The following is a 13,593-nucleotide window of genomic DNA, read 5'->3' as shown; positions in this document are numbered from 1 at the left end:
CGTACACGTACGAGAGGAGGGTTCCAGGCCGCGGGCCCGGGATGCCGGCTCAGGCCGCGGGCTGAACCAGCCACTCCGGCAGCGCGTCGAGGTCCTCCCGCCCCAGCGCCAGCAGCATCGCGTCCGTCGGCGTCGGCTCGAAGGGCTGCCGCAGCAGCGGCATCCCCGCCTGCTCCGGAGTCCGGTTCGCCTTGCGGTGGTTGTCCTCCGCGCACGAGGCCACCGTGTTCAGCCAGGTGTCCTGACCGCCGTGCGACCGCGGCACCACATGGTCCACGGTGGTGGCCCGCCGACCGCAGTACGCGCACCGGTGCCGGTCGCGCACCAGGACACCCCGCCTCGACCACGGCGCCCGTCTTCGGAACGGCACCCTGACGTATTGGCAGAGCCTGATCACCCGTGGCACCGGTATGTCGACCGCGGCTCCACGCATCCGCAGTTCGGGGTGGGCCTGCTCGACGACCGCCTTGTCCTGAAGCACCAGAACGACAGCCCGGTTCAGCGTCACCGTCGACAACGGTTCGAAGCTCGCGTTCAGTACCAGCGTGTCCCGCATAACAGCCCACCTCCCGTGCGCACCGGCCCACCCTTCGGCGGACTGGGACCAACTCTGGCCGGGCACGCCGAGATGGACAACGCAATATCTGCTGCTTCAACGGGAGGTGTCCCCCCCCCGCCCCCGGCAACAAAAATGCCCGCCCCTGATCAATTCCAAGACCGGGGGCGGGCAAACGTTTTGTGAACGCCGGGATCGGGTCAGGAGCCGGCGGGCACCTCGTACTCACCGATCAGCTGGGCCCGCGCGAGCGTGTGGAATCGCAGGTTGAATCCCACGACCGCGGGAGACGCGTCCGAGTCAGGACCGAGCTTCTCCCGATCCACCGCGTACACCGTGAACACATACCGGTGCGGTCCGTCCCCGGGCGGCGGCGCCGCACCGCCGAAGTCCTTGGTGCCGTAGTCGTTGCGCGCCTGAATCGCGCCCTCGGGCAGCCCCTCGAACCCGCCGCTGCCCGCACCGGTCGGCAGTTCGGTCACCGAGACCGGGATGTCGAAAACCACCCAGTGCCAGAACCCGCTCCCCGTCGGGGCGTCCGGGTCGTAGCAGGTCACCGCGAAGCTCCTGGTCTCCGACGGGAAGCCGGCCCAGTGCAACTGCGGCGAGGTGTTGCCGCCTGCCTGCACCTGGGCGTCCTGGAGCGTCGCGCCCTCCTCGACCTCCTTGCTCGTCACCGTGAACGACGGTACGGGCGGGTGGAAGTCATGGGGGAGCGGACGCCGCTCGAGGTCGGTCACCTCGGTACCTCCTGCCGATCGCTTGCGTTCAGTGGGAACCGAGCCTAGAACCAGTTGCGCTTGCTGCCGACCTCGGACAGCCACTGGTTGAGGTAGGCAATCCAGTCGGTGCCCTGGTAGTCGTTCAGCCCCACCATGAAGGACCGGAAGGTGTCGCTGCCCTCACTGAACAGGCCGGGCTTCTTGTCCATCTCCAGCACGACGTCCATCGCCTGCTCGTCGGCCACGAAGGTCAGCTCGACCTGGTGCAGCCCGCGATACTGCTGCGGCGGGAAGAACTCGATCTCCTGGTAGAACGGCAGCCGCTGACGCGTCCCCCGGACCTGACCGCGCTCCATGTCCGCGCTCTTGAACCGGAAGCCCAGCTGGATGAACGCGTCCAGGATCGCCTTCTGCGCCGGCAGCGGGTGCACATTGATCGGGTCCAGGTCACCGGAGTCCACGGCCCGGGCGATCGCCAGCTCCGTCGTCACACCGATGTTCATCCCGCGCAGCGACTGCCCGTCGATCATCGTGATCGGCGTCTCCCAGGGAATCTCCAGCCCGAACGGCACCGCGTGCACCGCGCCCGCCTCGAGCTCGAAGGCGCCACCGAGCGATGACTTGGTGAACTCGATGTTCTGCTTGTACTCCTCGTCGCCGCTCTCGACCTCGACCTTGGCCTGCAGCCCGACCGACAGCCCCTCGATCTGCTGGTTCACGGACCCGCCCTGGATCCGTACCTCACCCTGGACGACCCCACCCGGAACGACGTTGTCCTCGTGCAGCACCGTCTCGACCGAAGCCCCGCCGGCTCCCAGGCTCGCGAGCAGCTTCTTGAACGCCATGTCTCTCCCCTTGTCGTTCTCTATCGCGTCGTTGCCACATGTGGACCTTCGATCCCTAACAACGCGATCCGGCCTTGGCCGGTTCCGTGTCCGTCACCCTCGCAAGCGCGGAGCCCTGTGACCACCCCGTGACGGCTGCAGCCTGGAGTACTCTCGGACGCCATGATCGCGACCCCCGACCGTACGCCCCTGCACAGACGGTTCTTCGACCGGCCCGTCCTCGAGGCCGCCCCCGACCTCCTCGGCCGGCTCGTCGTGCGTACCACCCCGGACGGTCCGATCACCCTCCGGCTGACGGAGGTCGAGGCCTACGACGGCCCCAACGATCCGGGCTCCCGCGCCTATAGGGACCGCACCGCCCGCAACGGCGTGATGTCCGGTCCGCCCGGCCATGTGTACGCCTACTTCACCTATGGCATGTCAAGGCGGTCAGCGTGAACGTTGGGAATCTCGCGCACTCCGCTGAAGAAGTCGCCCCCAAGCTGCTCGGTGCCATCCTCACCCACGAGACCCCCGAGGGAACCGTGAGCATCACCATCACGGAGACCGAGGCGTACTCCGGTACGGCCGACCCGGCCTCCCACGCCTACCGGGGCAGGACACCCCGCAACGCCGTCATGTTCGGGCCCGCAGGACATCTGTACGTCTACCGGTCTCACGGTCTCCACTGGTGCGCCAACATCGTCACCGGAACAGACGGCATCGCCTCGGCCGTCCTCATCCGGGCAGGCAGGGTCATCGAAGGGGAAGACCTGGCGCGCAAGCGGCGAGGGGCGAAGGTCGAGAGTCCACGCCTCGCGCGAGGTCCGGGGAACTTCTGCCAAGCGCTCGGCATCACGGCGGAGCACAACGGCACAGACCTACTGACAGGTGCCTCGGTCGCGCTGTCCGAGGGCGAGCCAGTATCCGCCGCACTCATCCGGGTCGGTCCCCGGGTGGGTGTGAGCAAGGCTCACGACTGGCAACACCGGTTCTACCTCGCCGGTGATCCAACCGTCTCGGCCTACCGACTGAGCCCGAGAGCCAAGCCGTCCGCCGGTGCCTGAGTCGCTGTGCGCCTTACTCACGGCCCACCGGGGAGCCGGTGCGGAGTTGTTCTGGGCCAGAAGATGCGTGATCGCTCGCGAGCGCGGCGCGTGACGCATTCCTGTGTTCCAGAAGGGCAAGGGCGGCACCGGTCCCCTGCCGACTTCACCAGGACCGGTGAGCACACGCGGGATGTGTAGTCAGAGCACGTCTGGCGTGTACCGGCATGGCATCCGGCCTGCGGAAACGTTCGCATGCTCCCTGGGGAAGCAAGAACCGTGCCAGGGCCCGTGGGAAGGTCGCCCGTGCCCATGCCAAGGTCACCGACGCCCGCCGCGAGTTCCACCACCAGCTGTCCGCGAAGCTGATCTCCGAGAACCAAGGGATCGGCGTGGAGGACCTGTCGGTGGCAGGACTGGCCCGCACGAAGCCGGCCAAGTCCGTGTACGACGCCGGGTGGTCATCTTTCATCAGCATGCTGGAGTACAAAGCAGCACGGTACGGCCGCACCCTTGTCAAGATCGGCCGGTTCGAGCCGACCTCCCAGACCTGCTCCGCCTGCGGCACCGTCCACGACCGGGACACCAACGCCGCGATCAACGTGAAGACGGCCGCCGGACTGGCGGCATCGACCTGCGGAGTGCCGGTGAGACCAGGAGCAGTCCCGGCACAGCGTGAGGAAACAGGAAGCCACGGATTCCCGACCGAACCCCGTGTCGCGTAGCGGCACAGCAACGATCGGGAAGGCCGGAATCCTCGGGCTTCAGCCCGAGGTGCAGGTCAAGGATCCTCACCGGCGCTCCGGTGCCGCCCGGCCAGGTACGCGACGGCCCGCGCACCGGAGTCTCCGGAGACGGAGCCGCGCACTCCTGGCGCTTCTGGATCGTCGACGACCCGACGGTGAGCCCGTACCGGGCTCATGTCCCGAAGCGTCGGCGCAGTTGACTCGAGCTTGGAAGGTGCGTAATGTGGCCCGAGCCGCTGAACCGGGTACGGCGTTCGCCTGCAGCCGGAAGTGGCCAACCCACTACTCACGATCACCCTCAACGGGGTCGAGTTCGTCATGTTCGCATGCCCGAATTTCGAACCGGTGAAGCCCGATTATGAATCGAGCGAGGGAATCGGTTAACGTAGTGAATGTCGAAAGGCCGACGGGCGAAAGCCCAAAGCCCGATGACATTCCCGCCGACCGGGAAGCAGACACGAAAGAGTCTGGTAGAGTCGGGGACACGAAATACCGAAGGGAAGCGCCCGGAGGAAAGCCCGAGAGGGTGAGTACAAAGGAAGCGTCCGTTCCTTGAGAACTCAACAGCGTGCCAAAAATCAACGCCAGATATGTTGATACCCCGTCTCCGGCCGTTCGGCCGGGACGAGGTTCCTTTGAAGAAAAACACAGCGAGGACGCTGTGAACGGCCGGGCCTATTCCGCCCGACCGTTCCGCTCTCGTGATGTGTCGACCCGCAGTCCTTAATCGGACGCAGCCGGGAAAGCATTCACGGAGAGTTTGATCCTGGCTCAGGACGAACGCTGGCGGCGTGCTTAACACATGCAAGTCGAACGATGAACCACTTCGGTGGGGATTAGTGGCGAACGGGTGAGTAACACGTGGGCAATCTGCCCTTCACTCTGGGACAAGCCCTGGAAACGGGGTCTAATACCGGATAACACTTCCACTCGCATGGGTGGGGGTTAAAAGCTCCGGCGGTGAGGGATGAGCCCGCGGCCTATCAGCTTGTTGGTGAGGTAATGGCTCACCAAGGCGACGACGGGTAGCCGGCCTGAGAGGGCGACCGGCCACACTGGGACTGAGACACGGCCCAGACTCCTACGGGAGGCAGCAGTGGGGAATATTGCACAATGGGCGAAAGCCTGATGCAGCGACGCCGCGTGAGGGATGACGGCCTTCGGGTTGTAAACCTCTTTCAGCAGGGAAGAAGCGAAAGTGACGGTACCTGCAGAAGAAGCGCCGGCTAACTACGTGCCAGCAGCCGCGGTAATACGTAGGGCGCGAGCGTTGTCCGGAATTATTGGGCGTAAAGAGCTCGTAGGCGGCTTGTCGCGTCGATTGTGAAAGCCCGGGGCTTAACCCCGGGTCTGCAGTCGATACGGGCAGGCTAGAGTGTGGTAGGGGAGATCGGAATTCCTGGTGTAGCGGTGAAATGCGCAGATATCAGGAGGAACACCGGTGGCGAAGGCGGATCTCTGGGCCATTACTGACGCTGAGGAGCGAAAGCGTGGGGAGCGAACAGGATTAGATACCCTGGTAGTCCACGCCGTAAACGGTGGGAACTAGGTGTTGGCGACATTCCACGTCGTCGGTGCCGCAGCTAACGCATTAAGTTCCCCGCCTGGGGAGTACGGCCGCAAGGCTAAAACTCAAAGGAATTGACGGGGGCCCGCACAAGCAGCGGAGCATGTGGCTTAATTCGACGCAACGCGAAGAACCTTACCAAGGCTTGACATACACCGGAAAGCATTAGAGATAGTGCCCCCCTTGTGGTCGGTGTACAGGTGGTGCATGGCTGTCGTCAGCTCGTGTCGTGAGATGTTGGGTTAAGTCCCGCAACGAGCGCAACCCTTGTCCCGTGTTGCCAGCAAGCCCCTTCGGGGGTGTTGGGGACTCACGGGAGACCGCCGGGGTCAACTCGGAGGAAGGTGGGGACGACGTCAAGTCATCATGCCCCTTATGTCTTGGGCTGCACACGTGCTACAATGGCCGGTACAATGAGCTGCGATACCGTGAGGTGGAGCGAATCTCAAAAAGCCGGTCTCAGTTCGGATTGGGGTCTGCAACTCGACCCCATGAAGTCGGAGTTGCTAGTAATCGCAGATCAGCATTGCTGCGGTGAATACGTTCCCGGGCCTTGTACACACCGCCCGTCACGTCACGAAAGTCGGTAACACCCGAAGCCGGTGGCCCAACCCCCTTGTGGGGAGGGAGCTGTCGAAGGTGGGACTGGCGATTGGGACGAAGTCGTAACAAGGTAGCCGTACCGGAAGGTGCGGCTGGATCACCTCCTTTCTAAGGAGCACTTCTAGGCTGCCAGGCTTGCCTGGTGGTCCAGGGGCCAGTACATCGGCGCATGTCCGATGCTGGTTGCTCATGGGTGGAACGTTGATTATTCGGCACTCTTGATCGTCTTCTTCTTCCAGTACTGCCCGCACGGGTGTGGAACGTCGAGGAAGGCGGCGGGGAGTGCCGGGCACGCTGTTGGGTGTCTGAGGGAATGAACCCCCTCCGATGCCGACCCCGGTACAGCACTGCGTAAGTGGTGTGTGACGGGTGGTTGGTCGTTGTTTGAGAACTGCACAGTGGACGCGAGCATCTGTGGCCAAGTTTTTAAGGGCGCACGGTGGATGCCTTGGCACCAGGAACCGATGAAGGACGTGGGAGGCCACGATAGGCCCCGGGGAGTCGTCAACCAGGCTTTGATCCGGGGGTGTCCGAATGGGGAAACCCGGCAGTCGTCATGGGCTGTCACCCATACCTGAACACATAGGGTATGTGGAGGGAACGCGGGGAAGTGAAACATCTCAGTACCCGCAGGAAGAGAAAACAACCGTGATTCCGGGAGTAGTGGCGAGCGAAACCGGATGAGGCCAAACCGTATGTGTGTGAGACCCGGCAGGGGTTGCGCATGCGGGGTTGTGGGATCTCTCTTTCACGGTCTGCCGGCCGTGGGACGAGTCAGAAACCGTTGATGTAGGCGAAGGACATGCGAAAGGTCCGGCGTAGAGGGTAAGACCCCCGTAGTCGAAACATCAGCGGCTCGTTTGAGAGACACCCAAGTAGCACGGGGCCCGAGAAATCCCGTGTGAATCTGGCGGGACCACCCGCTAAGCCTAAATATTCCCTGGTGACCGATAGCGGATAGTACCGTGAGGGAATGGTGAAAAGTACCGCGGGAGCGGAGTGAAATAGTACCTGAAACCGTGTGCCTACAAGCCGTGGGAGCGTCGCGTTGAGTGCTTGCACTCAACGTCGTGACTGCGTGCCTTTTGAAGAATGAGCCTGCGAGTTTGCGGTGTGTTGCGAGGTTAACCCGAGTGGGGAAGCCGTAGCGAAAGCGAGTCCGAACAGGGCGTTTCAGTAGCATGCTCAAGACCCGAAGCGGAGTGATCTAGCCATGGGCAGGTTGAAGCGGAGGTAAGACTTCGTGGAGGACCGAACCCACCAGGGTTGAAAACCTGGGGGATGACCTGTGGTTAGGGGTGAAAGGCCAATCAAACTCCGTGATAGCTGGTTCTCCCCGAAATGCATTTAGGTGCAGCGTCGTGTGTTTCTTGCCGGAGGTAGAGCACTGGATAGGCGATGGGCCCTACCGGGTTACTGACCTTAGCCAAACTCCGAATGCCGGTAAGTGAGAGCGCGGCAGTGAGACTGTGGGGGATAAGCTCCATGGTCGAGAGGGAAACAGCCCAGAGCATCGACTAAGGCCCCCAAGCGTACGCTAAGTGGGAAAGGATGTGGAGTCGCACAGACAACCAGGAGGTTGGCTTAGAAGCAGCCACCCTTGAAAGAGTGCGTAATAGCTCACTGGTCTAGTGATTCCGCGCCGACAATGTAGCGGGGCTCAAGCGTACCGCCGAAGTCGTGTCATTCATACAACAGGGCCAACGCCCGTATGGATGGGTAGGGGAGCGTCGTGTGCCGGGTGAAGCAGCCGCGGAAGCGAGTTGTGGACGGTTCACGAGTGAGAATGCAGGCATGAGTAGCGATACACACGTGAGAAACGTGTGCGCCGATTGACTAAGGGTTCCTGGGTCAAGCTGATCTGCCCAGGGTAAGTCGGGACCTAAGGCGAGGCCGACAGGCGTAGTCGATGGATAACCGGTTGATATTCCGGTACCCGCTGTGAAGCGTCAAACATCGAGCATCGTGATGCTAAGGCCGTGAAGCCGTTCCGGACCCTTCGGGGAATGGAAAGTGGTGGAGCCGCCGGCCCAAGCGGTTAGTAGGTGAGTGATGGGGTGACGCAGGAAGGTAGTCCAGCCCGGGCGGTGGTTGTCCCGGGGTAAGGGTGTAGCCCGTCATCCAGGTAAATCCGGATGGCATGTGGGTGAGACCTGATGCCGAGCCGATTGTGGTGAAGTGGATGATCCTATGCTGTCGAGAAAAGCCTCTAGCGAGTTTCATGGCGGCCCGTACCCTAAACCGACTCAGGTGGTCAGGTAGAGAATACCGAGGCGTTCGGGTGAACTATGGTTAAGGAACTCGGCAAAATGCCCCCGTAACTTCGGGAGAAGGGGGGCCATGTCCGGTGATGGGGTTTTCCCTCTGAGCTGGGTGTGGCCGCAGAGACCAGCGAGAAGCGACTGTTTACTAAAAACACAGGTCCGTGCGAAGCCGTAAGGCGATGTATACGGACTGACGCCTGCCCGGTGCTGGAACGTTAAGGGGACCGGTTAGTCACTCTTCGGGGTGGCGAAGCTGAGAACTTAAGCGCCAGTAAACGGCGGTGGTAACTATAACCATCCTAAGGTAGCGAAATTCCTTGTCGGGTAAGTTCCGACCTGCACGAATGGCGTAACGACTTCTCGACTGTCTCAACCATAGGCCCGGTGAAATTGCACTACGAGTAAAGATGCTCGTTTCGCGCAGCAGGACGGAAAGACCCCGGGACCTTTACTACAGTTTGATATTGGTGTTCGGTTCGGCTTGTGTAGGATAGCTGGGAGACTTTGAAGCTGCCACGCCAGTGGTGGTGGAGTCGTCGTTGAAATACCAGTCTGGTCGTGCTGGATGTCTAACCTGGGTCCGTGATCCGGATCAGGGACAGTGTCTGATGGGTAGTTTAACTGGGGCGGTTGCCTCCTAAAGAGTAACGGAGGCGCCCAAAGGTTCCCTCAGCCTGGTTGGTAATCAGGTGTTGAGTGTAAGTGCACAAGGGAGCTTGACTGTGAGACCGACGGGTCGAGCAGGGACGAAAGTCGGGACTAGTGATCCGGCGGTGGCTTGTGGAAGCGCCGTCGCTCAACGGATAAAAGGTACCCCGGGGATAACAGGCTGATCTTCCCCAAGAGTCCATATCGACGGGATGGTTTGGCACCTCGATGTCGGCTCGTCGCATCCTGGGGCTGGAGTCGGTCCCAAGGGTTGGGCTGTTCGCCCATTAAAGCGGTACGCGAGCTGGGTTTAGAACGTCGTGAGACAGTTCGGTCCCTATCCGCTGTGCGCGTAGGAGTCTTGAGAAGGGCTGTCCCTAGTACGAGAGGACCGGGACGGACGAACCTCTGGTGTGCCAGTTGTCCTGCCAAGGGCATGGCTGGTTGGCTACGTTCGGGAGGGATAACCGCTGAAAGCATCTAAGCGGGAAGCCTGCTTCGAGATGAGGACTCCCACCTCTATAAGAGGGTAAGGCTCCCAGTAGACGACTGGGTTGATAGGCCGGATATGGAAGCACGGCAACGTGTGGAGTTGACCGGTACTAATAGGCCGAGGGCTTGTCCTCAGTTGCTCGCGTCCACTGTGTTAGTTCTGAGACAACGAACAGTTGTCGGCTTTGAGCAGAACATAAAAGAAAAGTGTGCTTGTTCGCTCGAAACCATTAGGGTTTCGGTGGTCATAGCGTAGGGGAAACGCCCGGTTACATTCCGAACCCGGAAGCTAAGCCTTACCGCGCCGATGGTACTGCAGGGGGGACCCTGTGGGAGAGTAGGACGCCGCCGAACAATCTTTGGAAGGACCTCTGGTCACCAGCGTTCAGCTGGGACCAGGGGTCCTTTTGTATTTTCTGGAGCGCGCCGGATATCCGGCTGCGCGAGAATGCTTGCAGTACCGAAGACAGGAGTCACCGATGTCCCCCAACTCTCCCGACGACCGACCGGAGCGCGACCAGCGGCGACGGGACAGTGGTGACCGTTCGGACCGAGGCAGCCAGCGAGGCGCCGGCCCACGACGACCCAGCGACCGCGACCGTGGGTTCCGGCGGGACGACCGTCGCGACGACCGAGGGGCCGGCCGACCGGAGCGTGGCGGGTTCCGTGGTCGGGACGACACCCGTGGTGACACCCGCGGAGACAACCGGAGCGGCGAGCGCGGCGGCTACCGGGGTCGGGACGATCGCCGCGACGATGGACGTGAGCGTTCCGGCTTCCGCCGTGATGACGACCGAGGAAACGGACGTCGTGACGATCGTCGGGATGACCGGCGTGGTGACGATCGTGGGGATCGGGGCGGTTTCCGCGGTCGGGACGACAGCCGTGGTGGCGAGCGCGGTGGTTTCCGCCGGGACGACAGTCGTGGCGGTGAGCGCGGTGGTTTCCGCCGGGACGACAGTCGTGGCGGTGAGCGCGGTGGTTTCCGCGGTCGGGACGACAGCCGTGGCGGGGATCGGGGCGGCTTCCGGCGTGACGACGACCGTGGAAACGATCGTCGGGATGACCGGCGCGGTGACGATCGTGGGGATCGGGGCGGTTTCCGCGGTCGGGATGACAGTCGTGGTGGGGATCGGGGCGGCTTCCGCCGGGACGACAGCCGTGGTGGCGAGCGCGGTGGTTACCGCGGTCGGGACGACAACCGTGGCGGGGATCGGGGCGGTTTCCGCCGGGACGACAGCCGTGGTGGCGAGCGCGGTGGTTACCGCGGTCGGGATGACAACCGTGGTGGTGAGCGCGGTGGTTACCGCGGTCGGGACGACAACCGTGGCGGGGATCGGGGCGGCTTCCGGCGTGACGACGACCGTGGAAACGATCGTCGGGATGACCGGCGCGGTGACGATCGTGGGGATCGTGGTGGTTTCCGCGGTCGGGATGACAGTCGTGGTGGGGATCGGGGCGGTTTCCGCCGGGATGACAGCCGTGGTGGTGAGCGCGGTGGTTTCCGCGGTCGGGATGACAGCCGTGGTGGGGATCGGGGCGGTTTCCGCGGTCGGGATGACAGCCGTGGTGGGGATCGGGGCGGTTTCCGCGGTCGGGATGACAGTCGTGGTGGGGATCGGGGCGGTTTCCGCGGTCGGGATGACAGTCGTGGTGGGGATCGGGGCGGCTTCCGCCGGGACGACAGCCGTGGTGGTGAGCGCGGTGGTTACCGCGGTCGGGACGACAACCGTGGCGGGGATCGGGGCGGCTTCCGCCGGGACGACAACCGTGGCGGTGAGCGGGGCGGTTTCCGCGGTCGCGACGACCGGCAGGGCGGCGGCCGGTTCCGTGAGGAGCGGGAGCGGGACCGGGAGCCGATCAAGCGGCTGCCGATCCCCGAGGACGTCACGGGCGAGGAGATCGACAAGGACGTACGGCAGGAACTGCAGAGCCTGCCCAAGACGCTCGCGGAGGATGTCGCCAAGAACCTCGTGATGGTCGCCCGGCTGATCGACGAGGACCCCGAGGGCGCGTATGGCTATTCCAGGGTGGCGCTGCGGCTGGCGTCGCGCGTCGCGGCCGTACGGGAGGCCGCCGGGTTCGCCGCGTACGCCAACCAGAAGTATTCCGAGGCGCTGGCCGAGTTCCGGGCGGCGCGGCGGATGACCGGGACCACGGAGCTGTGGCCGCTCATGGCCGACTGCGAGCGCGGGCTCGGGCGGCCGGAAAAGGCGCTGGACATGGCCGGTGCGCCCGAGGTGCAGAAGCTGGACAAGGCCGGGCAGGTCGAGATGCGGCTCGTCGCGGCCGGCGCGCGGCGCGACATGGGGCAGCTGGACGCCGCCATCGTGACGCTTCAGAGTTCCGAGCTGGCGTCCCACTCCGTGCAGCCGTGGACGGCACGGCTGCGGTACGCGTACGCCGACGCGCTTCTCGCCGCCGGACGGGCGGGTGAGGCACGGGAGTGGTTCGCGAAGGCCGTGGAGGCCGACCGGGACGGCAGCACCGACGCGTCGGACCGGCTGGCCGAGATGGACGGCGTGGAGTTCATGGACGCGCTCGACGAGCATGACGAAGCCGATGCCGGCTCCGACACCTCGGCCGACGAGGCAGGGGCCGGGGGCGTGCACGCGGACCTGGACGACGAAGCGGACGAGGGCGACGCCGAAAAGGCCGAGACCGATGTCGACAAGGACTGACGCCTGAACGACGGGACGTCTGGACGTCCGATGCGATGAAGGGGTGGGATTCCCGGTTCACCGACCGGGAATCCCACCCCTTCGTGCGTCTTTGGCGACGCGTCACCCGTCGAACGCGCGTAGTACCAGGCCCGATGCCGGCTTGGGGCCGAAGGATGTCGACTTGCGGGGCATCGTGACGCCCCGGCGGGCGAGGTCGCGGACGATCTCCTCGCGGACCGGATGCATCAGCACCGCCGTACCGCCGTCGTGTTCCGCCTTCTCGACGGTCGCGGCCGTGTCGTGGATGTAGGCGATGTGGGCCGGGGAGTCCTCGGGGATGTGCCATACCTGGTCCAGGAGCGTGGAGTGCAGAACCGTCGCGTCCAGGGTGCGCCAGGCTTCCGGGCGGTCGGTGGGGACCGTACGGGCCAGCAGATCCGGGTCCGGGCGGTCGACGAGGTGGAAGGCACCGTCGCCGGCAAGGAGGAACGCGTTGCCCGTGCCCGCGGCCTCGGCCAGTGCCTCCATGGCCTCCGGCAGCGCGGCGTCCACGCGGCGGACCCGGAACAGGCCGTGGAGGGCGGCCAGCGCGTCCGCGACCGGGAGACCGGGCAGCAGACGGTGGATGGCGCGGACGCGCAGCGGGTAGCGGGCGGTGTCGACGAGGAGCACCAGGCCGTGGTCCCAGGGGCTGGGGGAGGGGTGCTGCGCGCGCAGGCGGCGGTAGGTCGCCCAGCGGTGGTGGCCGTCGGCGATGAGCGCCTGCTGGCCGGCCAGGTCGGTCCGGACGGTCGCCAGGTCCTCGGGGTCGGTGAGGGACCACAGGCGGTGGTGGAAGCCGTCCTCCGTGGTGGTCGCGAGGACGGGAGGCATCTTGGCCGTGCGCTCGATCAGATCGGCGGTGGCGGCTGCCGAGCCGTCGCCGGGGTAGGTCAGCAGCAAGGGCTCGAGGTTCGCCGAGGTGGCCAGCATCAGGGCCGCCCGGTCGGCGACGATGTGCGGCATGACGTCCTCGTGCGGCAGGACCAGTTGCTCGTCGGGATCCGACACACGCAGGGTGCCGATGATCCCGCGCTGCAGCAGACCGTCGCCGTCGCGCTGTTCGTAGACGTAGAAGCCGGGTACGGGGTCCGTGGTCAGGACGCCCTCGGTCCGCCAGCGGTCCAGCGTGTCGGCGGCCTGGGCGTTGCGGGCCTCCGGGGTGTCGGCCTCGGGCAGGATCAGCCGGACGATGTTGTACGGGTCGGCGGACTGCAGGTGATGCAGACCGTCGGGGCGGACGACGACGTCGTACGGCGGGGATGTCACGGCGGCCAGGCTGCCGACCCGGTCGGGGTCGTAACGAAGGCCTTGGAACGGGATGAGTTCCAGGCCTCGGCGCGCCTTCGCTTCCGAGGGACCTGCAGTCTTCATCCAGGCATCGTACGGGTGTCAGTGGCATGGGGGATGATCGGGGAAAGCC

At 64.5% G+C, this 13,593-nt stretch carries 7 protein-coding genes, 3 rRNA genes and 3 pseudogenes; 9 read left to right on the top strand and 4 right to left on the bottom strand.

Annotated features, from left to right (window positions below; genetic code table 11):
• Nucleotides 1-49: 49 nt before the first annotated feature.
• The 3 genes from ACWZEH_RS06470 to ACWZEH_RS06460 all read right to left on the bottom strand — a co-directional run bounded on the left by ACWZEH_RS06470 (nt 50) and on the right by ACWZEH_RS06460 (nt 2,123).
• Nucleotides 50-556, bottom strand: a complete 507-nt coding sequence (locus ACWZEH_RS06470) for an HNH endonuclease (RefSeq protein ID WP_456196415.1) — start codon at nt 554-556, stop codon at nt 50-52.
• Nucleotides 557-756: 200 nt separating this feature from the next.
• Nucleotides 757-1,296, bottom strand: a complete 540-nt coding sequence (locus ACWZEH_RS06465; RefSeq protein ID WP_456196413.1) for a YbhB/YbcL family Raf kinase inhibitor-like protein — start codon at nt 1,294-1,296, stop codon at nt 757-759.
• Nucleotides 1,297-1,340: 44 nt separating this feature from the next.
• Complete coding sequence (locus tag ACWZEH_RS06460; RefSeq protein WP_456196411.1) at nt 1,341-2,123, bottom strand: sporulation protein; 783 nt, start codon at nt 2,121-2,123, stop codon at nt 1,341-1,343.
• A gap of 162 nt (nt 2,124-2,285) precedes the next feature.
• Between ACWZEH_RS06460 and ACWZEH_RS06455 the strand changes: the two are divergent.
• The 9 genes and pseudogenes from ACWZEH_RS06455 to ACWZEH_RS06415 form a co-directional block, all read left to right on the top strand.
• Nucleotides 2,286-2,543 (top strand): annotated as a pseudogene (locus ACWZEH_RS06455) (DNA-3-methyladenine glycosylase); the annotation flags it as partial.
• Between the two features lie 14 nt (nt 2,544-2,557).
• Nucleotides 2,558-3,169 carry a DNA-3-methyladenine glycosylase gene (locus tag ACWZEH_RS06450; protein WP_456196409.1) on the top strand — a complete coding sequence of 204 codons (612 nt, stop codon included), beginning with the start codon at nt 2,558-2,560 and terminating at the stop codon, nt 3,167-3,169.
• Between the two features lie 230 nt (nt 3,170-3,399).
• Nucleotides 3,400-3,873: pseudogene (locus ACWZEH_RS06445) on the top strand (RNA-guided endonuclease InsQ/TnpB family protein); the annotation flags it as partial.
• 59 nt (nt 3,874-3,932) lie between these two features.
• Nucleotides 3,933-4,094: pseudogene (locus tag ACWZEH_RS06440) on the top strand (DNA-3-methyladenine glycosylase); the annotation flags it as partial.
• Between the two features lie 548 nt (nt 4,095-4,642).
• A 16S ribosomal RNA gene (locus tag ACWZEH_RS06435) occupies nt 4,643-6,172 on the top strand.
• A gap of 308 nt (nt 6,173-6,480) precedes the next feature.
• Nucleotides 6,481-9,602: ribosomal RNA gene (locus tag ACWZEH_RS06430) — 23S ribosomal RNA — on the top strand.
• A gap of 103 nt (nt 9,603-9,705) precedes the next feature.
• A 5S ribosomal RNA gene (gene rrf, locus ACWZEH_RS06425) occupies nt 9,706-9,822 on the top strand.
• Together the 16S, 23S and 5S rRNA genes form the textbook arrangement of a ribosomal RNA operon.
• Nucleotides 9,823-10,005: 183 nt before the next feature.
• Entirely contained in the window at nt 10,006-11,445 is a 1,440-nt protein-coding gene (locus tag ACWZEH_RS06420; protein ID WP_456200043.1) for a hypothetical protein, read from the top strand.
• Entirely contained in the window at nt 11,337-12,149 is an 813-nt protein-coding gene (locus tag ACWZEH_RS06415) for a tetratricopeptide repeat protein (RefSeq protein WP_456199472.1), read from the top strand. Before ACWZEH_RS06420 ends, ACWZEH_RS06415 begins: the two co-directional genes overlap by 109 nt.
• Before the next feature lie 102 nt (nt 12,150-12,251).
• Here ACWZEH_RS06415 and ACWZEH_RS06410 read toward each other — a convergent pair whose 3' ends face one another.
• Complete coding sequence (locus ACWZEH_RS06410) at nt 12,252-13,544, bottom strand: DUF1015 family protein (RefSeq protein WP_456196407.1); 1,293 nt, start codon at nt 13,542-13,544, stop codon at nt 12,252-12,254.
• Nucleotides 13,545-13,593: the final 49 nt, after the last annotated feature.

The sequence above is a fragment of the Streptomyces yamdrokensis genome (genome assembly GCF_053890455.1).
The sequence above is the reverse complement of the archived record's forward strand: the minus strand, read 5'-3'. Positions and strand labels throughout refer to the sequence as shown.

What these genes read in the sequence shown, in the direction of transcription:
- ACWZEH_RS06470 (WP_456196415.1), bottom strand. Translation starts at nt 556, where the DNA reads ATGCGGGACACGCTGGTACTGAACGCGAGCTTCGAACCGTTGTCGACG.
- ACWZEH_RS06460 (WP_456196411.1), bottom strand. Translation starts at nt 2,123, where the DNA reads ATGGCGTTCAAGAAGCTGCTCGCGAGCCTGGGAGCCGGCGGGGCTTCG.
- ACWZEH_RS06410 (WP_456196407.1), bottom strand. Translation starts at nt 13,544, where the DNA reads ATGAAGACTGCAGGTCCCTCGGAAGCGAAGGCGCGCCGAGGCCTGGAA.